18 protein-coding genes are annotated in these 19,088 nt (G+C 71.5%); 17 read left to right on the top strand and 1 reads right to left on the bottom strand.

Annotated elements, in window-relative coordinates; all coding sequences use genetic code 11:
• Nucleotides 1–216: 216 nt before the first annotated feature.
• From ACLQ25_RS18680 to ahcY, 11 genes are all read left to right on the top strand, one after another.
• Entirely contained in the window at nucleotides 217–810 is a 594-nt protein-coding gene (locus tag ACLQ25_RS18680; protein WP_425732119.1) for a DinB family protein, read from the top strand.
• Nucleotides 810–1,466, top strand: a complete 657-nt coding sequence (locus ACLQ25_RS18685; protein ID WP_425732120.1) for a tetratricopeptide repeat protein — start codon at nucleotides 810–812, stop codon at nucleotides 1,464–1,466. The genes ACLQ25_RS18680 and ACLQ25_RS18685 overlap by 1 nt, the downstream gene beginning before the upstream one ends.
• Nucleotides 1,467–1,549: 83 nt before the next feature.
• Nucleotides 1,550–1,750, top strand: coding sequence for a hypothetical protein (locus tag ACLQ25_RS18690; protein ID WP_425732121.1), 201 nt, complete (start codon nucleotides 1,550–1,552; stop codon nucleotides 1,748–1,750).
• A 116-nt stretch (nucleotides 1,751–1,866) separates the two neighbouring features.
• Nucleotides 1,867–2,508 carry an endonuclease V gene (locus tag ACLQ25_RS18695; protein ID WP_425732122.1) on the top strand — a complete coding sequence of 214 codons (642 nt, stop codon included), beginning with the start codon at nucleotides 1,867–1,869 and terminating at the stop codon, nucleotides 2,506–2,508.
• A 105-nt stretch (nucleotides 2,509–2,613) separates the two neighbouring features.
• A complete protein-coding gene (locus ACLQ25_RS18700; protein ID WP_425732123.1) occupies nucleotides 2,614–3,681 on the top strand; it encodes a hypothetical protein in 1,068 nt (355 codons plus the stop codon).
• Nucleotides 3,682–3,750: 69 nt separating this feature from the next.
• A complete protein-coding gene (locus tag ACLQ25_RS18705; protein ID WP_425732124.1) occupies nucleotides 3,751–5,136 on the top strand; it encodes a phosphomannomutase/phosphoglucomutase in 1,386 nt (461 codons plus the stop codon).
• Between the two features lie 60 nt (nucleotides 5,137–5,196).
• Complete coding sequence (locus ACLQ25_RS18710; protein WP_007455824.1) at nucleotides 5,197–5,382, top strand: Trm112 family protein; 186 nt, start codon at nucleotides 5,197–5,199, stop codon at nucleotides 5,380–5,382.
• Nucleotides 5,379–6,575 (top strand): SIS domain-containing protein, encoded by a 1,197-nt coding sequence (locus ACLQ25_RS18715; protein WP_425732125.1) that lies wholly within the window; start codon nucleotides 5,379–5,381, stop codon nucleotides 6,573–6,575. Before ACLQ25_RS18710 ends, ACLQ25_RS18715 begins: the two co-directional genes overlap by 4 nt.
• Nucleotides 6,576–6,633: 58 nt before the next feature.
• Nucleotides 6,634–7,641 (top strand): cation diffusion facilitator family transporter, encoded by a 1,008-nt coding sequence (locus tag ACLQ25_RS18720; RefSeq protein WP_425732126.1) that lies wholly within the window; start codon nucleotides 6,634–6,636, stop codon nucleotides 7,639–7,641.
• Nucleotides 7,642–7,645: 4 nt separating this feature from the next.
• On the top strand, nucleotides 7,646–8,809 hold the full coding sequence (gene manA, locus ACLQ25_RS18725; protein WP_425732127.1) for a mannose-6-phosphate isomerase, class I: 1,164 nt from the start codon (nucleotides 7,646–7,648) through the stop codon (nucleotides 8,807–8,809).
• A gap of 263 nt (nucleotides 8,810–9,072) precedes the next feature.
• The gene (ahcY, locus tag ACLQ25_RS18730; RefSeq protein ID WP_425732128.1) at nucleotides 9,073–10,572 is read left to right on the top strand and encodes an adenosylhomocysteinase; all 1,500 of its coding nucleotides are present in this window, start codon (nucleotides 9,073–9,075) and stop codon (nucleotides 10,570–10,572) included.
• Nucleotides 10,573–10,838: 266 nt separating this feature from the next.
• Here ahcY and ACLQ25_RS18735 read toward each other — a convergent pair whose 3' ends face one another.
• The gene (locus ACLQ25_RS18735; RefSeq protein WP_357134730.1) at nucleotides 10,839–10,988 is read right to left on the bottom strand and encodes a hypothetical protein; all 150 of its coding nucleotides are present in this window, start codon (nucleotides 10,986–10,988) and stop codon (nucleotides 10,839–10,841) included.
• A 169-nt stretch (nucleotides 10,989–11,157) separates the two neighbouring features.
• Between ACLQ25_RS18735 and efeU the strand changes: the two genes are divergently transcribed.
• From efeU to ACLQ25_RS18765, 6 genes are all read left to right on the top strand, one after another.
• Nucleotides 11,158–12,150, top strand: coding sequence for an iron uptake transporter permease EfeU (gene efeU, locus ACLQ25_RS18740; protein WP_425732129.1), 993 nt, complete (start codon nucleotides 11,158–11,160; stop codon nucleotides 12,148–12,150).
• A 23-nt stretch (nucleotides 12,151–12,173) separates the two neighbouring features.
• Nucleotides 12,174–13,307 (top strand): iron uptake system protein EfeO, encoded by a 1,134-nt coding sequence (gene efeO, locus ACLQ25_RS18745; RefSeq protein ID WP_425732130.1) that lies wholly within the window; start codon nucleotides 12,174–12,176, stop codon nucleotides 13,305–13,307.
• Between the two features lie 25 nt (nucleotides 13,308–13,332).
• Nucleotides 13,333–14,610, top strand: a complete 1,278-nt coding sequence (gene efeB, locus ACLQ25_RS18750) for an iron uptake transporter deferrochelatase/peroxidase subunit (protein ID WP_425732131.1) — start codon at nucleotides 13,333–13,335, stop codon at nucleotides 14,608–14,610.
• 209 nt (nucleotides 14,611–14,819) lie between these two features.
• Nucleotides 14,820–15,509, top strand: a complete 690-nt coding sequence (gene mtrA, locus ACLQ25_RS18755) for an MtrAB system response regulator MtrA (RefSeq protein WP_355052014.1) — start codon at nucleotides 14,820–14,822, stop codon at nucleotides 15,507–15,509.
• 12 nt (nucleotides 15,510–15,521) lie between these two features.
• Entirely contained in the window at nucleotides 15,522–17,273 is a 1,752-nt protein-coding gene (gene mtrB / locus ACLQ25_RS18760; protein WP_425732132.1) for an MtrAB system histidine kinase MtrB, read from the top strand.
• Complete coding sequence (locus tag ACLQ25_RS18765; RefSeq protein WP_425732133.1) at nucleotides 17,270–19,087, top strand: LpqB family beta-propeller domain-containing protein; 1,818 nt, start codon at nucleotides 17,270–17,272, stop codon at nucleotides 19,085–19,087. The genes mtrB and ACLQ25_RS18765 overlap by 4 nt, the downstream gene beginning before the upstream one ends.
• Nucleotide 19,088: the final 1 nt, after the last annotated feature.

Below are 19,088 nucleotides of genomic sequence, written 5' to 3' on the forward strand. Positions count from 1 at the left end.
CAACTGGCACACCGGCCAACCGGTCATGCGATCCCTGACCGCCTACGACCACTGACCCCTTGGAATCGATCATCTAGTTGAGGATCGTCGCGCTCGGCGTGGGCCTACACGGGGGAGTGCCGCCGGCGCTCCACTCACGATGCACCGATGACCAGCGAAGACGGCCAACCGGGTTTCCGGTTGCCGCTGAGGGCGGGTATCGACGAGAGTCGCCGTATGGCTGACTCACGCGCCGAGGCGGCGACCTCCGGCGGCGAACCCACGCGGACCTTCGGTTGGTCGTACCTGTTCGTTCATCCGGACGACGACCCACGCTCGGACGGCAACTTCGCTGACGAGCGGACCGTTCTCGTCGAGTATTTGCGCGACCAACGCCTCACCTTCGAGTTGAAGTGCGACGGCCTGAACGCCGAGCAGTTGGCCCGACGGTCGGTGCCACCGTCGACGATGTCGCTGCTCGGGTTGATCCGTCACCTGGCCGAGGTGGAGCGCGGCTGGTTCCGCAGGACAATGGCCGGCCAGGCGGCGCCCCAAAGGTACTGCTCGGACGACGATCCGGACGGCGACTTCGACGGCGCGGTCGCCGATCCGACGGTGGTCGACGAGGCGTACCGGGCCTGGCGTGCGGAGGTGGCGTTCTCCGAACAGTTCGTCAGCGAGGCGGCGGATCTCGACGTGCAGGGGCGGCAACGCGACGGCAACGTCATCGTGCTACGCAGGCTTCTGGTGCACATGATCGAGGAGTACGCGCGGCACAATGGCCACGCCGATCTCCTACGCGAACGTATCGACGGAAGGGTGGGTCAGTGATGGCCGATGGGTTCGACGTCCGGTTGACGCGGGCGCAGGAGCGCTACGAGCAGGCGGTCTTCGGTGGTGACGCGACGTCGTTGGACGAGGCCGAGCGGGATCTCGTCGCGGTGGAGGCGGACACGGCCCTGGCTCGTGGACGGCTGTTGCACGCCCGTTTCCTCGAAACCGGCGCGGAGGACGCGGCCGAGATGTCGCTCTTCGAGAGGGCGGCGCAGCTCTACCGCGAGGTGGGCGACGCCCGTGGTGAGGGTGAGGCGCTGTTCTGGGTGGGCACGGTCCACCAGGTGATCCGGCAGGACCAGGCCGCCGCCGATCCGGCCTTCGCGCGGGCGCGTGAGCTGGCGACGGAGGCGGGGGACGAGCTGACCCTCTCGTACGTGCTGCGGCACCTCTGCTTCGGCGAGCAGGCCGCCGGCCGGGTCGAGGCGGCGCGGGAGTTGCTGGAGGAGTCGACGCGGTTGCGCCGGAAGGTGTCCTTCACGCCGGGGGTGGCGGCGAATCTGATCGGTCTGGCGGACCTGGCGGCGAGCGACGGTGACCGGGACGCGGCCCGTGACCTGCTCGACGAGGCCACGTCACTGGCTACCGGCAGCGGCGCGTACGGCATCGTCCGGTGGATCGACGAGGCCCGCGACGAGCTGAAGCTCGCCTGATCACACGGTGGGTCCATCGCTGCGCGGCTCAGCCCTCTCCGTAGCGCCGAGCGGCGGTTGACCGTGTTTATTAACATCGCTCCATGGCGAGATCCACTACGGGCAGCAGCAGTTCCGGTTTCTGGGCGTGGGCGGTCGGCCTTTTGTTCGGCCTGGCGATCGGTATCCCTTCGTTCGGCCCGAAGGGAGGGGTGGCGTTCGGTGTCGCCATGGCCGTCGTCGTCGGTATCGCGTTCGGTGCCACCCGGAAGCGGGTCGATGACGGCGCCAACGGGGAGCCGTGATCGACTCGACATCGCCGATATCGGGGTGTCCGGGGGTGCGGGATACCGCGACATCGCTGAAATGGAGTGGATCAAGGGCGGCGCTGACCCGGACTCCGCGTTCGGTCGCGGAGGCGGTGGCCGTACAGGAGGAGTTGCGGCCGCTGGTCGACCTGGTCGGGCCCGGCCCGCTCGCGCCGGAGCCGGTGGCCGGCCTGGACGTGGCGTACGCCGAGAGCGGTGACCTCCTCGCGGCGGCCGTGACCGTGCTGGATGCTCGGACGCTGACCGTGGTGGATTCGGCGGTCAGCTTGGGCCGGCCCGCGTTCGACTACGTGCCGGGGTTGTTCGCCTTCCGGGAGGCGCCGGCTCTGCTCGCCGCCCTGGACGCGTTGAAGACCATCCCGGACCTGCTGGTCTGTGACGGGCACGGGGTGGCGCATCCGCGCCGGTTCGGGCTGGCCTGTCACCTCGGGGTGGTCACCGGCCTGCCCGCGATCGGAGTGGGAAAGACGCCGCTGGTCGGCGAGTGGGAAGCCCCGGCCGCCGAGCGGGGCGCCTGGTCGGCGCTGCGCGACGGGGGTGAGGTGCTCGGCCGGGTGGTGCGTACCCGGGACGGGGTCAAGCCGGTCTTCGTGAGCGTCGGGCACCGGATGAGTCTGGAGAACGCCGCTGCCCAGGTGCCCGCGCTGACGCCGCGCTATCGCCTTCCCGAGACGACGCGCACCGCCGACCGGCTCTGCCGTGACGCTCTCGCCCGGGCCGGACGCGGGTCGTAGACCGTAACGCCGCACACATACCGGCCGCTCTATGACCGGTGGTGGGAGTGGCCCGGTAGTAGCCTGTCCGGCGGACCCCACCCGGGGAGGAACGGTGAGGTGATCATGACGCTGCGTCGACGTGCCGCACGGCTCGCGACGGTCTGCGGTCTGCTGGTCGGTCTGGTGATGCTCGGTGCGTCACCCGCGCTGGCCGACGAAGACTCGGTCCGTGTGGGTGCGGCCAGCAGCTTCGCCGCCGGAGGTTCCCCGCAGGGAGTGAACGTCGCGGTGCGCAAGCGCTCCGAGGGATGCGTCCTGCTGCGTACGGCTCTGGGCCTGAGCCTTGAGGGTCTTGAGCCGGATCAGGTGGCGGTCCAGGTCAACGCGGGCGGACGCTGGTTCCCGGTGAGCGTGTCCGGTGGTGGTGGCAACGTGAGCACCGCGCAGACCTCGCCGGCCAAGCCGACGTTGTGCAAGGGCAAGGGCATCACCGTGCGGTACCGGGTGGCGTTCGCCGCCGGTACGCCGGGCGGTCGGCTCTCCGTGACCGGTGTGGGTCTGACCGCCGCCGGCCAGCAGTTGGGGCAGGGCAGCGACACGGCCAAGGTCGCCGGGCGGCTCTCGCCGTCGCCCACCCCGACGCCGTCGAAGAAGCCGACCCCGACCCCGACACCGACCCCGACCGAGGTCGCGGCGGCGGGCGAGGTGGTGGATCCGGCCGTACTGAGCCCGGCCTCCGTCGGGCCCTCGACGACGGCGGTGGCCGCCAAGGCCGGTGGTGGCGGTTCGCTGATCATGTTCTTCGGCATCGCGATGGTGGCGGTGGGTGTGTTGTTGATCGTGCTGCTGGTCCGCCGCTCCCGGCAGGACCGCACGCCGACCGACGAGCCCGGCCCGCTGCCGGGCAACCCCGGTGGAACCACCTACCGCGCCGGTGGCGGGTCGCCGGCCGCGCCCGGTCACCCTGGCCCGGTGTACGGCCAGCAGCCGCCGGCGGTACCCGTCCCGCGACCCGCTCCCGGCGGCGTCTACGGGGCACGACCCGCCACGCCCTCGCCGGACGCCACCCAGGTCATGCCGGACGCCACTCAGGTCATGCCGGGTGCCCCCGGCGATCCGGGTGCTCGGCCCCGGCCCGACGACCCGGACGGCGGCGACCACACCGTGTTCATGCCCCGGCTCCCCGGCTGAGCGGGGCGCGGTCCGGTCGCTCCGATACGCTCAGGTTCGTTGGAAACCTGCGGCCAAGGAGCGGAACTAGTGTCTGATCTGTCCCAGATCGTGAAGGCGTACGACGTCCGAGGGACGGTGCCGGACCAGTGGGACGAACGGGCCGCCGAGGCGCTCGGGGCCGCCTTCACCCAGTTGCTCAACGCCACTGACGAGCCCGGTGACGCCGTCGTCGTCGGGTACGACATGCGGGCCAGCTCGCCCGGCCTGGCGGCCGCCTTCGCCGCCGGGGTACGGGCCGAGGGGCGCTCGGTGATCGAGATCGGGCTCGCCTCCACCGACCTGCTCTACTTCGCCTCCGGCTCCCTCGGCCTGCCCGGGGCGATGTTCACGGCCAGTCACAACCCGGCGCAGTACAACGGCATCAAGATGTGCCGCTCCGGCGCGCGGCCGATCGGCCAGGACAGCGGGTTGGCGGAGATCCGTGACCGGGCGCAGGCGATGCTGGACTCGGGCGCGTCCCGCCCGGCGGGTGAGCCGACCCGGCCGGCCGAGCGGCGCGATCTGCTCCCGGACTACGCCGCGTACCTGCGCAAGCTGGTCGACCTCTCCGGCATCCGGCCGCTGAAGGTGGTTGTCGACGCCGGTAACGGGATGGGTGGCTACACCGTCCCCACCGTGCTCGGCGAGGCCGCCCTGTCGGCCCTGCCGCTGGAGATCGTGCCGCTCTACTTCGAGCTGGACGGCAGCTTCCCCAACCACGAGGCGAACCCGCTGGACCCGGCGAACCTGGTCGACCTCCAGCGTGCCGTCGTCGAGCACGGCGCCGACATCGGCCTGGCCTTCGACGGCGACGCCGACCGGTGCTTCGTGGTCGACGAGCGCGGCGAGCCGGTCTCGCCGTCGGCGATCACCGCCCTGGTGGCGGCGCGGGAGCTGGCCAAGCACCCGGGCTCCACCGTGATCCACGGTCTGATCACCTCCAGCGCCGTCGCGGAGATCATCCGTGAGCACGGTGGGGAGCCGGTGGTGGCCCGGGTCGGGCACTCCTTCATCAAGGCGGAGATGGCCCGCACCAACGCCGTCTTCGGCGGGGAGCACTCCGCCCACTACTACTTCCGGGACTTCTGGTTCGCCGACACCGGGATGCTCGCCGCGATGCACACGCTGGCCGCCCTGGGCGAGCAGTCGCTGCCGCTGTCCGTGCTGGCCGGCGAGTACGAGCGCTACGTCGCCTCCGGCGAGATCAACTCGACGGTCGCCGACCAGGCCGCGGCGGTGGCCGACGTGCGGGCCGCGTACCCGGACGCGACGACCGACGAGATGGACGGGCTGACGCTGCGCTTCGAAGACGGCGCGTGGTTCAACCTGCGCGCCTCCAACACCGAGCCGCTGCTGCGGCTCAACGTCGAGGCGCCCACCCGCGAGCGGATGGTCTCGCTCCGGGACGAGGTGCTCGACCGCGTTCGCCGATAAGATCGCCTGCGCCGGTCGGCACCGCCGTCGGTGACCCGCACTCGTGGAAGGAGCCGTGCCATGGCCCTGGATCCGCAGTTGCTCGAGATCCTCGCCTGCCCGGACACGCACCACGCCCCGCTGACCTACGACGCGGAGGCGCAGACGTTGACCTGCACGGAGTGCGGTCGGATCTTCGAGGTCCGCGACGATGTGCCGGTGCTGCTCCTCGACGAGGCGCGTGGCGGCCCCGGGCAGCAGTCATGATCGACGGTACGGCCGGGGTCAGCGGTCGGCGCGACGCCGACGAAGCCCTGCTCGACAACCCGAACGCGCTGGCCGAGCACGACCCGGGCGACATGCTGCGGCACACCGCCTCGGGCGGCGCCCAGGTACGCGAGAGCGCGGCGCTGGCCGCCGAGGCGAACCTCGCGGTGCTCGCCGACGACGGGCGGCCCCGGGCCGTGGTGATCGCCGGCATCGGCACGGCCGGGCGTACCGGTGACGTGCTGGCCACGGTCGCCGGGCCGCGCTGCCCGGTCCCGATCATCGGGCACCGCAGCGCAGGCGTACCCGGTTGGGTGGGCGCCGCCGACGTGGTGATCGCGGTGAGCGCGTCGGGTCGCAGCCCGGAGGCGCTCGGCGCCGCCGAGGCCGCGCACCGGCGCGGCGCTCGACTGGTCGCGGTGGGCGCACCGGACTCGCAGTTGCAGTCGGTGGCCGAGCGGGCCCGCGCGCCGTTCATCCCGGTGCCCCGACGGGCACCGGCCCGGGCCAGCCTCTGGGCGCTCACCGTGCCGGTCCTGCTGGCGGCGCGGTCGCTCGGCCTGGTGAAGGTCAATGAGGCGGACCTGGCGGAGACGGCGGCCCGGCTCGACGCGGACGCTGACCGCTGCCGGTCCACCGCCGACTCGTTCGTCAACCCGGCCAAGTCGTTGGCGCTGGGCCTGGCCGGCTCGATCCCGATCGTCTGGGGCTCGTCGCCGTTGGCGACCGTGGCGGCCCGCCGGTTCGGCGACACCCTGTCCGCGAACGCCCGCTACCCGGTGGTCACCGGCGCGCTGGGCGAGGCCGGGCGGGGGCGGGTCGGGCTGCTGGACGGCGTCTTCGGCGGCCTGGCAGAGGGCGAGCGGGACATTTTCGCCGACCCGTCGGAGGACGACGGCGAGGGCACCCGGCTGCGGCTGGTGCTGCTGCGCGACGGTGGGCTGAACGCCGACGAGGACACGGACGAGCCGCTCGCCGTCGAGGAGCGCCGCGCGGACGCGGTGCAGACCCTCGCCGAGCGCCGTGGCGTTCGGTGCGACGTGGTGACCGCCGAGGGCGGGTCGGCTCTGGAGCGGCTGGCCTCGCTGATCGCCGTACCGGACTTCGCCTCGATCTATCTTGCTCTGGCACACGGGTTGGACCCGATGGCCGTACCGGCCATCACTGAGATGAAGGAGCTGTCGAACCAGTGAACGAAAGCAGGGGGCGGCGCGGCACGAACGTCACCACGACCCGAAGCGAAGTGGCGGCGTGAGCGCGAACGGCGGGACGAAGGCGATCGTCGCCGCCCTGCTGGCCAATGTCGGCATCGCCGTCACCAAGTTCATCGCGTTCCTGCTCTCCGGGTCCTCGTCGATGCTGGCCGAGGCGGTCCACTCGGTCGCCGACTCCGGCAACCAGGGTCTGCTGCTGCTCGGTGGCAAGCGGGCGAAGCGCGCGGCCACGCCGGAACACCCGTTCGGGTACGGCCGGGAGCGCTACATCTACGCGTTCATCGTGTCGATCGTGCTGTTCAGCATCGGTGGACTGTTCGCCCTCTACGAGGGGTACCACAAGTGGTCGGATCCGCACGGCATCACCGAGTGGCAGTGGCTTCCGGTGGCGGTGCTGCTGGCGGCGATCGCCATGGAGTCGTTCTCCTTCCGGACGGCGATCAAAGAGTCCAACCACATCCGGGGCAAGCAGTCCTGGGTGCGTTTCATCCGGGGGGCCAAAGCGCCGGAGCTGCCGGTGGTGCTGCTGGAGGACTTCGGCGCCCTGGTTGGTCTGGTCTTCGCGCTGTTCGGCGTCGGCATGACGCTGGCCACCGGCGACGGCCGGTGGGACGCCGCCGGCACCGCGATGATCGGCGTCCTGCTGGTGGTCATCGCCATCGTGCTGGCCATCGAGACCAAGAGCCTGCTCCTCGGTGAGGGTGCCGAACAGCAGGACCTGGCGGCCATCGAGCGGGCCATCACTGAGGGCCCCGAGGTGGAGCGGATCATCCACATGAAGACGCTCTACCTGGGTCCGGAAGAGCTGATGGTGGCCGCGAAGATCGGCGTACCGTCCTGCGAGAGCGCCGAGGCCCTGGCTCGCGGCATCAACGCCGTGGAGGCGCGCATCCGTACCGCCGTGCCGATCGCTCGGGTGATCTACCTGGAGCCGGACATCTACAGCGTCGCCGCCGCCAAGGCCGGCACCGGCGCCGCTGCCGACACCGCCGTACCGCAGCCGCAGGAGACCGCGGGCGAGGCGGTCGGACGGCCCGGGGTCTGAGACGGTGGAACCGCTGTACGGACCGATCCGGGACTACGCCTGGGGGTCCCGCTCCGCCATCGCGCTGTTGCAGGGGCGACCGGTGCCCAGCCCCGGCCCGGAGGCGGAGCTGTGGTTGGGCGCCCACCCGGGCGCCCCGGCCAGCGTGGAGCGCGCCGGAGCCCGGGTGAGCCTCTGTGACCTGGTACGCGACGAGCCGGGGCAGTGGCTGGGCCAACGGGTGGCCGGCCGTTTCGGCAGCCGGCTCCCGTTCCTGCTCAAGGTCCTCGCCGCCGACTCGCCGCTGAGCCTGCAGGCCCATCCGGATGCCGAGCAGGCCCGGGCGGGGTTCGCCGCCGAGGCGGGTCTTCCTCCCGAGGAGCGCAACTACACCGACCCGCACCACAAGCCGGAGTTGTTGGTCGCGCTCACCCCGTTCGAGGCGCTGTGCGGCTTCCGCGATCCGGTGGAGTCGGCCGAGGCGCTCGCCGCGTTCGGCGTACCCGAGTTGGGGCCCGTGGTCGACGCGCTGCGCACCGGGCCGGCGGGCCTGCGCACGGCGGTGGGGACGCTGCTCGGCTGGCCGGTCGCGGAGCGCGACGGGCTGCTGCGGGCCGTCGTGGCGTCGGCGGTCGAGGGCCCGGACGCCGAGTTGGCCCGCCGGCTGGCGAAGGCCTATCCGGGCGACCCGGGCGTGCTGGTGGCGTTGCTGCTGCACCATGTGCGGCTGGTGGCGGGCGAGGCGATCTGGATGCCGGCGGGCAACCTGCACGCGTACCTCAGCGGCTGTGGCGTCGAGATCATGGCGGCCAGCGACAACGTGATGCGCGGCGGTTTCACGCCGAAGCGGGTCGACGTGGACGAGTTGGTGCGGGTGCTGCGCTTCGAGGTGCTGGACGATCCGGTGCGCGCCGCCCGGCACGTCGCCCCGGGGGTGGACTGCTGGGCGGTGCCGGTGGACGACTTCGCGTTGCACCGGGTGCGGGTCGGCGCGGACGTGCCGGAGGCCACGTTGGCTCTGCCCGGTCCCCGGGTGGTGCTCTGCGGCGCGGGCTCGGTGACGGTCGATGACGGGGCGGGCGCTCTGACGTTGACGTCCGGTCAGGCGGCAATCGGCACGGCGGCCGGCGAGCCGCTGCGGATCAGCGGTGACGGCGAGGCGTACGTGGCGACGTCGGGCCTGCGCTGATCCGACACAAGTCCGACTTTCCCGGAATAGCTTGACTCAGCATTGCCTGAGTGTGACTCTATGAGTACGCAGCGTTATCGCGACGACGGTCCGGCAACGTGCGGGGAACCAAACCGGGGGGATGCGCGGGGCGGGCGGAGGCGGGCAGCAGGTCTGTCCACCACCGACCGCCCCGTGCGCTGTCCGCTGCCCGTCCCCGGGCGGCCGTCGCTGGCGCGCGTAAGGTGGAGGATCGGCGCAGACATCGTTCGACAGGAGCTTTCATGACCAGCACCCTCCCGGCGGCCGCCAGCGGTACGCCGTCCGAGGCCCGGCCGAGCACGCTCGCCGACGGCGACTTCAAGGTGGCGGATCTGTCGCTCGCCGAGTTCGGGCGCAAGGAGATCCAGCTCGCCGAGCACGAGATGCCCGGTCTGATGGCGATCCGGCGGGAGTTCGCCGAGGCGCAGCCGCTCGCCGGCGCGCGGATCACCGGCTCGCTGCACATGACCATCCAGACCGCCGTCCTGATTGAGACGCTGGTCGCCCTCGGCGCGCAGGTCCGCTGGGCGTCCTGCAACATCTTCTCCACCCAGGACCACGCCGCCGCCGCGATCGTCGTCGGCCCGGACGGCACCCCCGACGCCCCCGCCGGCGTTCCGGTGTACGCCTGGAAGGGCGAGACGCTGCCCGAGTACTGGTGGTGCACCGAGCAGGTGCTCCTCTGGCCGGACGGCGAGGGCCCCAACATGATCCTCGACGACGGCGGTGACGCCACCCTGCTCGTGCACAAGGGCACCGAGTTCGAGAAGGCCGGCGTGGTGCCGCCGGTCGAGTCCGCCGACTCCGAGGAGTACGCGGTCATCCTCGAGCTGCTGCACCGCTCGTTGGGCGAGGACGGCCAGCGCTGGACCCGGATCGCGGCCGGCATCAAGGGCGTGACCGAGGAGACCACCACCGGCGTGCACCGCCTCTACGAGATGCACCGCGCCGGCACGCTGCTCTTCCCGGCCATCAACGTCAACGACTCGGTGACCAAGAGCAAGTTCGACAACAAGTACGGCTGCCGGCACTCGCTGATCGACGGCATCAACCGGGCCACCGACGTGCTGATCGGCGGCAAGATGGCCGTGGTCATGGGCTACGGCGACGTGGGCAAGGGCTGCGCCGAGTCGCTGCGCGGTCAGGGCGCCCGGGTCGTGGTGACCGAGGTCGACCCGATCTGCGCCCTCCAGGCCGCGATGGACGGTTACCAGGTCGCCACCCTGGACGACGTGGTCGAGCAGGCGGACATCTTCATCACCGCCACCGGCTGCTTCGACGTCATCACCAACGACCACATGGCCCGGATGAAGCACCAGGCCATCGTGGGCAACATCGGCCACTTCGACAACGAGATCGACATGGCGGGCCTGGCCAAGCGGTCCGACGTCGAGCGGATCAACATCAAGCCGCAGGTCGACCTGTGGCGCTTCGCCGACGGGCACGCCATCATCGTGCTCTCCGAGGGGCGTCTGCTGAACCTGGGCAACGCCACCGGGCACCCGAGCTTCGTCATGTCGAACTCGTTCGCCAACCAGACGATCGCCCAGATCGAGCTGTTCACCAAGACCGAGGAGTACCCGGTCGGCGTCTACGTGCTGCCCAAGCACCTGGACGAGAAGGTGGCCCGCCTGCACCTGGGCGCGCTCGGCGCGAAGCTGAGCACGCTCACCAAGGAGCAGGCCGCGTACCTGGGCGTCTCCCCGGAGGGCCCGTTCAAGCCGGACCACTACCGCTACTGATCAACCTTTCCTGAACCGGGCCGGCTGCGAGCAGCCGGCCCGGTTCGTCGTTTCCGCCGCCCCTACCCGCCGCGCCCGGGCCTCGCGCCCCCGCTCCCGCCTGCCCCCCGCCCGCGCGACCTTGCCTGCCCGACCTTGCCTGCCCGCCCCCGCGATCTTGCAGTTTCGGTGGACGATTTGCGCGGCTAGACCTGATATGTCGCCGCAGAAAGTGCAAGATCGCGGGGGTGCGGGGGCGGGGCGCGGGGTGCGGGCGCGGGGGTGGGTTAGTTGCGGCGGCGGGTGGGGCGGAGCCAGGTCCAGGCGCACCAGGCCAGCCAGGCCAGCGACACGACGGTGGCCAGGGTTCGCTGGCGTAGCGCGCTGAGCAGCATCACCACGGCCAGCACCGCCAGCCACGGCAGGAAGGCTTTCACGACGGGGATCCTCGCACGGTCGGTCGATGGACGGCGTGCGGCGGGGCGTCGAAGGCCAGGTCACGGGAAGAGTGAGCTTGCCATGAACAACTTGACGGGGCTGTTGAACTGGAGGAAGGTATGGCTGCCCTAAGTTAGTGAAGGCGTGCCTAATGAACACGGAGCGGGGATGTTCGCCACCTACCTGATCGGCCTGCGGGAGGGCCTGGAAGCGACCCTGGTGGTCAGCATCCTGGTCGCCTTCCTGGTGAAGTCGCAGCGCCGGGACCGGTTGCCCCAGGTGTGGGCCGGCGTCGGCCTGGCCGTCGCGCTCTCCGTGCTGTTCGGCTGGCTCATCGAGTACACCTCGACCTCGCTGCTGGCCCGTTCCGAAGATCGCGAGCTGTTCGAGGCGATCACTTCCGTCGCCGCCGTGGTGTTCGTCACCTGGATGATTTTCTGGATGCGCAAGGCGGCCCGCACCATCGCGGGTGAACTCCGCGGCAAGTTGACCGAGGCGCTCGCCGTCGGGTCGCTCGCCGTCGCCGGAATGGCCTGCCTCGCCGTGATCCGCGAGGGCCTGGAGACCGCGCTGATCTTCTACTCCGCGGCTCAGGGCGCGGCCGGGGACAGTGGACCGCTGCTCGCGCTCATCGGCGGCATCGTGACCGCCGTGGTCCTCGGCGTGCTGCTCTACGCCAGCGCCCTCAAGATCAACCTCAGCAAGTTCTTCACCTGGACCGGCGCGCTGCTGATCCTGGTCGCCGCCGGCATCCTCAAGTACGGCGTGCACGACTTCCAGGAGGCCGGTGTCCTGCCCGGCCTCGGTAACCTGGCGTTCGACATCACCAACGTGCTCGACCCGACCACCTGGTACGCGGCGCTGCTGGCCGGCATGTTCAACGTGACCCCCGCGCCCACCGTGCTCGAGACCATCGCCTGGATCGGGTACGCCGTCCCCGTCCTGCTGCTCTTCCTGCGCCCGACCCGCCGTACCCCGGCATCGGGAGCGGCCACGACGGGCCCGGCGGCGCCCTCCACGCCGGCGCCGGCCGCGGCCTCGGGGCCCGGTGTCGAGGCGTCCGAGCGCACGTCGCCGTCCACCACCACCGTCACCGAGCGCGGGGCCGACACCGGCGCCGAGGCCGAGGCCGAGGCGGCATCCGCGCCGCAGCGTGCCTGACCCCACGAGGAGAGACAGCTCAGATGCGTACCACCCGATTCTTCGCGCTGGCCGCTGCCGGCGTGCTGGCGACGGCCGGCGTCGCCGCCTGCTCCAAGGCTGACTCCGACAAGTCGGACGCGGCGGGCGGCCCGATCGTGGTCAAGGCCACCGACACGGCCTGCGACGTCGCCACGACCGACCTCGGCGCCGGAACGGCCACCTTCAAGATCACCAACTCGGGCGCGAAGGTCACCGAGTTCTACGTGTACGCCTCTGGCGACCGGGTCATGGGCGAGGTGGAGAACATCGCGCCCGGGTTGAGCCGTGAGCTGCACGTCGAGCTGCCCGCCGGCACGTACGAGACGGCCTGCAAGCCGGGCATGAGCGGCAAGGGCATCCGGGGCGCGCTCAAGGTCAGCGGGTCCGCGCAGCCGCTGACCGCCGACGCCGCCCTGGCCGGCGCCACCGACAACTACCAGCGCTACGTCAAGAGCCAGACCGGCGCGCTGCTGGAGAAGACCGAGGATTTCGTCGCCGCGGTGAAGGCCGGCGACGTGGCGAAGGCCAAGTCGCTGTACCCGGTCGCGCGCACCTACTGGGAGCGGATCGAGCCGGTGGCGGAGATCTTCGGCGACCTCGACCCCAAGATCGACGGCCGCGAGGAGGTCATCGAGGAGGGGATGGAGTTCACCGGCTTCCACCGGATCGAGAAGGACCTCTGGCAGTCCGGCGACATCAGCAAGGACGGCCCGATCGCCGACCGGCTGCTGGTCGACGTCAAGGAGATCGTGGCGAAGGCCAACGCCGAGAAGCTCTCCCCGCTCCAGCTCGCCAACGGCGCGAAGGAGTTGCTCGACGAGGTCGCCAGCGGCAAGATCACCGGCGAGGAGGACCGCTACTCGCACACCGACCTGTGGGACTTCGCCGCCAACCTGGAAGGTTCCAAGGCGGCCCTGTCGGCCCTGCGGCCCGCGCTGGAGCAGCGTTCGCCGGAGCTGGTCAAGCAGCTCGACACCGAGTTCGCGAACGTCGAGGCGCAGCTCGGCAAGCACCGCGACGGCGACGGGTGGAAGCTGCACACCGCGTTGAGCAAGGCCGAGCTCAAGGAACTCTCGGACGGCATCAACGCGCTCGCCGAGCCGATCAGCAAGGTCGCCGCAGTCGTCGCGAAGTGACCGGGACGCAGGGGGAGTCGAGTCGATGAGCGTACGCAGGTTGACCCGTCGGCGGGCTATCACGCTCGCCGGCGCCGGGGTGGCCGGAGTCGCGGGCGTCGCCGCCGGCGCGGGCGCGCTGGTCGGCGACTCGCGTGGTCCGGCGGCGGCCAGCGACCACCCGGCGGGCGCGGTGCCGTTCTTCGGTGAGCACCAGGCCGGCATCGTCACCCCCGCCCAGGACCGGCTGCACTTCGTCGCCTTCGACGTCATCACGAAGGACCGGGCCCGCCTGGTCGCGATGCTCGAAGAGTGGACGGCCGCCGCCGCCCGGATGACCGCCGGCCGTGACGCCGGTGTCCTCGGGGCGGTCGGCGGGATGCCCGAGGCCCCGCCGGACGACACCGGCGAGGCGCTCGGCCTCCCTCCGTCGCAGCTCACCCTGACCATCGGCTTCGGGCCCACGCTGTTCCGCGACGCCGACGGGCGGGACCGGTTCGGCATCGCCGACCGCCGCCCGGCCGCGCTGGCGGAGCTGCCGAAGTTCCCCGGCGACGCGTTGCAGGCCCCGATCTCCGGTGGCGACCTGTGCGTGCAGGCCTGCTCCAACGATCCCCAGGTGGCGGTGCACGCGATCCGCAACCTCGCCCGGATCGGCATGGGTGTGGTCAGCGTCCGCTGGTCGCAGCTCGGTTTCGGTCGTACGTCGTCGACCTCCCGGGACCAGGCGACCGCCCGCAACCTGTTCGGCTTCAAGGACGGCACGGCCAACCTCAAGGCCGAGGAGACCGACCTGCTGCGCGACCAGTTGTGGGTGCAGCCCGGCGACGGGCCGGACTGGATGACGGGCGGGTCGTACCTGGTCACCCGCAAGATCCGGATGCTCGTGGAGACCTGGGACCGGACCTCGCTGGCGGAGCAGGAGGAGATCGTCGGCCGGACCAAGGGCAGCGGCGCCCCGCTCGGGCGCAGCAAGGAGTTCGACGAGCCGGACTTCGCGGCGCGCGGTGACGACGGCAAGCCGCTGATCGCCGAGCACGCCCACGTCGCCCTCGCCCATCCGAGCCGCAACAACGGCGCACACCTGCTGCGCCGGGGCTACAACTTCGTCGACGGCTCGGACGGCCTCGGCCGGCTCGACGCCGGTCTGTTCTTCATCGCCTACCAGCGGGACCCGCGCCGGCAGTTCGTGCCGATCCAGACCCAGTTGGCCCGCCACGACGTGATGAACGAGTACCTGCGGCACGTCTCCAGCGGCCTGTTCGCCTGCCCGCCCGGCGTACGCGACGGTGGCGACCACTGGGGCCGGGTGCTCTTCGGCTGAGCGCCGCCGCGACTGGCCGGTGACGGCGGTGGTGGCGCCGGACGCCGCCGAGGGGGGATCATGGGGGCGGCCGGCGCGGGGGATCATCCCTCTGCCGGCCCTCGCACCACGCGGCGCCGCCGCCGCGGGTCGTGCAGGATTGCCGGCGGCGCTGTCGTTCCGGCTGACGCCGGTCCCACCGAACTGAACGGGGATGCAATATTAATCCCATGAGAGCCCGGGTCCTGGTGGTCGACGACGACCCCGCACTCGCCGAGATGCTCGGCATCGTGCTGCGCAGTGAGGGTTTCCTGCCCTCGTTCGTGGCCGACGGCGAGCGGGCGTTGGCCGCGTTTCGTGACAGTCGTCCGGACATTGTCCTGCTCGACCTCATGTTGCCCGGAATGAGTGGTATCGACGTGGCCCGGTCGATTCGTGCCGAGTCTGGCGTGCCGATCGTGATGCTGACCGCCAAGAGCGACACCGTGGACGTCGTCCTCGGGCTCGAATCCGGCGCCGACGACTACGTCGTCAAGCCGTTCAAGCCCAAGGAGCTGGTGGCCCGGATGCGGGCCCGGCTGCGCCGCGGCGAGGACGTCGCGCCGGAGATGCTGACCATCGGGCCGCCCGGCAACCAGATCAGCATCGACGTGCCCGCCCACACCGTCAGCCGCAACGACGAGGAGGTGAAGCTGACGCCGCTGGAGTTCGACCTGCTGGTCGCGCTCGCCCGCAAGCCGCGTCAGGTCTTCACCCGTGAGGTGCTGCTGGAGCAGGTCTGGGGCTACCGGCACGCGGCCGACACCCGACTGGTCAACGTGCACGTGCAACGGCTGCGCGCCAAGATCGAGCCAGATCCGGAGCGACCGGAAATCATCCTCACCGTGCGGGGCGTGGGCTACAAGGCGGGCACCGGATAGCCTGGTCGCACTGTGTCGACCTCGCCGCCCCCGCAGAACACCACAGCCCGCCGGCTCGCTGCCGGTCGGGAGGTCTGGCGTGTGCTGAGCGGCCGGGTCGCGCGGATGTTGGCCCGGGTGCACCAGACCTGGCGGCGCTCGCTCCAGGTCCGGGTGGTCACCATCACATTGGTCGCCTCCAGCCTGCTGGTGGGCGGATTCGCGTACCTGATCGCTGACAAGATCACGACGATCCTGCTCGACAACGCGCGCACCGACGTCCAACTGCGTCTCAAGGGCGGCGCCGGGTACGCGGCCAAGCAGGTCTCCCTCTACGGCCAGCCGCAGGAGGCACAGCTCCAGGAGACCATCGAGGGCACGGTCAACTACCTGGCCGGGGGCGACCCCCAGCAGACCAGTGGCGTGGTGGTGGCCATCACCGCCGCCGACTACCCGACGATGATCCAGACCCGTACCGCGCCGGCGGTCAACGTCCAGCCCCTGATCAGCAAGGAGTTGCGGGCCGCGGTCGCCAGCGGCAAGGTGGCCAGCCAGATCCAGACCGGGCGACTCACGGGCGAGCCGACGAAGTACCTGGTCTACGGCTCGCCGGTGCCGACCCGCTTCGGGCAGATCGAGCTCTACTACCTGGTGCCGCTGACCCGTCAGGACGCCACCGCCGCCGACGCCCGGGCGACCGTGGTCGGCACCGGCATCGCCCTGGTGATCCTGCTGGGGCTGCTCGCCGCACTGGTCACCCGGCTGGTGGTCAACCCGGTCCGGGTCGCCGCGCGGACCGCCCAGCGGCTCTCCGCCGGCCTCCTCGACCAGCGGATGGTGGTCAACGGCGAGGACGACCTCGCGTTGCTGGCCGCCTCGTTCAACCAGATGGCGACGAACCTGCAACGGCAGATCCTGCGCCTGGAGGAGATGTCCCGGTTGCAGCGCCGCTTCACCTCCGACGTGTCGCACGAGCTGCGGACCCCGTTGACCACGGTCCGGATGGCCGCCGACCTGATCTTCGCGGAGCGCGACGAGTTCGATCCGGCGGTGGCGCGCAGCGCCGAGCTGCTCCAGGCCGAGCTGGACCGTTTCGAGGAGCTGCTCACCGACCTGTTGGAGATCAGCCGGTTCGACGCGGGCTTCGCCATGCTGGACGCCGAGCCGACCGACCTGGTGCCCGTGGTTCACCGGGTCGTCGACCGGTTGGCCGGGCTGGCCGAGCGGGTGGGCGTGGAGATCGAGCTGGACCTGCCCAGCACCCCGGTGATCGCCGAGGTCGACCCCCGCCGGGTGGAGCGGGTGCTGCGCAACCTGGTCGGCAACGCCGTCGAGCACGGCGAGGCCCGGCCGGTGCTGATCACCCTCGGCATCGACGAGACCGCCGTGGCGATCACCGTCCGTGACCACGGGGTGGGGCTGAAGGTGGGCGAGGAGAAGCTGGTGTTCAACAGGTTCTGGCGGGCGGACCCGTCGCGGGCCCGCCAGACCGGCGGCACCGGGCTGGGCCTGTCGATCAGCCTGGAGGACGCCCGTCTGCATGGTGGTTGGCTGGAGGCCTGGGGAGCGCCCGGTCAGGGCGCCCAGTTCCGGCTCACCCTGCCGGCCCGCGCCGGTGACCGGCTCACCACGTCGCCGCTGCGGCTGGTGCCCGCCGACGCGGCATTGCCGTTCGGCGGTCCACGCGACGGTGGCCCGCTGGCCATCGGGCCGGGCAGCGGCGGAGCGTTGGCAATCGGCCCGGCGTCGGCCGACAGCGGCGAGCGGGAGGAGGTGCGATCGTGAGGGCTCGACCACTGCTCGGCGCTTTCGGCGCGGCGCTGCTCCTCAGTGCCGGTTGCGGCATCCCGGCCTCGTCCGACGTGCGGGTCGACGGCAAGGCCGGCACCGCGACCGAGGCCGGATCGAGCAACGGCCGCAGCAGCGAGCCCCCGTCGCGGGCCGCCAGCGGCAGCGACAACGCGGCCTTCGTGCGCAACTTCCTGTCCGCCGCCGCTGGCGAGCCGGACCGGGCGTACGAGCGGGTGAAGGCGTTCATCGCCCCCGAGCACCGGCCCCGCCTGCAGGACAAGAAGGGCAGCGAGGTCGCGCTGACCGTGGTGCGGCTGCGCGAGACCGTCTTCACCTTCAACAGCGACTCGACCACGACCGTCAAGATCACGGTGCAGCAGATCGGCGTGCTGCGGACCAACGGCACCCTGGCGCCCCCGGTGGCGACCGAGACCCAGTACGAGTTCCGGCTGCGCAGCGCGGCCCTCGGCGGAGCCGGCAGCGACGAGCGCGCCGGCCAGTACCTGCTCGACCCGCCGAGCGTGCTGCTGCTCAGCGACGTCGCCCTGCAGCAGTACTACCAGGACGAGTCGATCTACTTCTGGAGTTCCGACCGCACCCGGCTGGTGCCCGACCAGCGCTACCTGCCGTACGCGGTGCCGGACGAGCGCCGTGTCAACGAGGTCGTGCGGTGGCTGGTCGGCGGCCCGTCCGACTGGCTGCGGCCGGGTGTCGTCGGGCTGCCGGACGGCACCGAGCTGATCAACAACGCCACCGGGGCGAACAACCGCTGGGAGGTCAACCTGGACATGTCCGGCGACGACCAGAGCCGGATCGACCAGGTGATGACTCAGCTCGCCTGGTCGCTGGGTGACCTGCCGGGCGAGCTGGAGCTGAAGATCCGGAACAACTCGCAGCCCGTGCAGAACCTCGACGAGCGTCGGACGGCCCAGCGGCTCTACCCCGTCCGGGAAGAGCCGCAGCGGTACGGCGTCTACGAGGGCGCGATCCGCCCGCTCGACTTCGCCGGCGAGCCCAGCGGCGCGGTGCCCCTCACGCCGGAGGTCAACCGCAGCATCGTGTCGGCCGGTCTCGCGCGGGGCGTCGACCGGGTGCTCGCCGCGCTGGTGGTGACCAGCGGCAAGGACCGGCAGCGACTCGCGGTGGGCACGGGCGCGGACACCGTGGCCACCCTCGGCCGCAGCGCCGGGGAGTACGCCTCGATCGGCCGCCCGGTCTGGCTGCGTACCGTCGACACGCGTCCCGCGCAGGGGCTGGTGGTGGCCGACGGTCGCCTCTACCGCTTCGACGAGGCTGCCGGAATGGCCGAGGTGCCGCTCAACCTGCCCTCGCCGGAGGTCACCGCGGTCGCCTCCGCGCTGGACGGTCAGCGGGTCGCGTTGATCGCCGGCGGGCGGCTCTACGTCGCGGCGCTGAACCTCGACGGCTCCGGCAACGGGGTGTCCATCGGCCCGCCCCGGGCGCTGGTCACCTCGTTGACCAACCTGACCGCGGTGGACTGGATCGGGGAGGACCGGCTGGTGGTGGCCGGCTCGGCGGGCCAGCCGGCGATCTACGAGATCAGCGTGGACGGCGCCCTGGAGACGCCGCTGCGCACCGATGTGGGCGCCAAGGTCAACCACCTGACGGCGTACCCCACCAACCGCATCGTGCGCGTGCCCACCGGGGCGTACATGTACGAGGCGAACAAGGTGGCCTACCGCAGCAGCCCGTTCGAACGGATCGCGCCCGAGCAGGTCCGCGATGTCCCCACGCCGCCGGCCGGAGTCCGCCCGAGCAACCCGTCGGCTCCGTTCTTCCTCTACTGAC

The sequence above is a fragment of the Micromonospora sp. DT44 genome (assembly GCF_049841635.1).
Taxonomy (GTDB): Bacteria; Actinomycetota; Actinomycetes; order Mycobacteriales; family Micromonosporaceae; genus Micromonospora.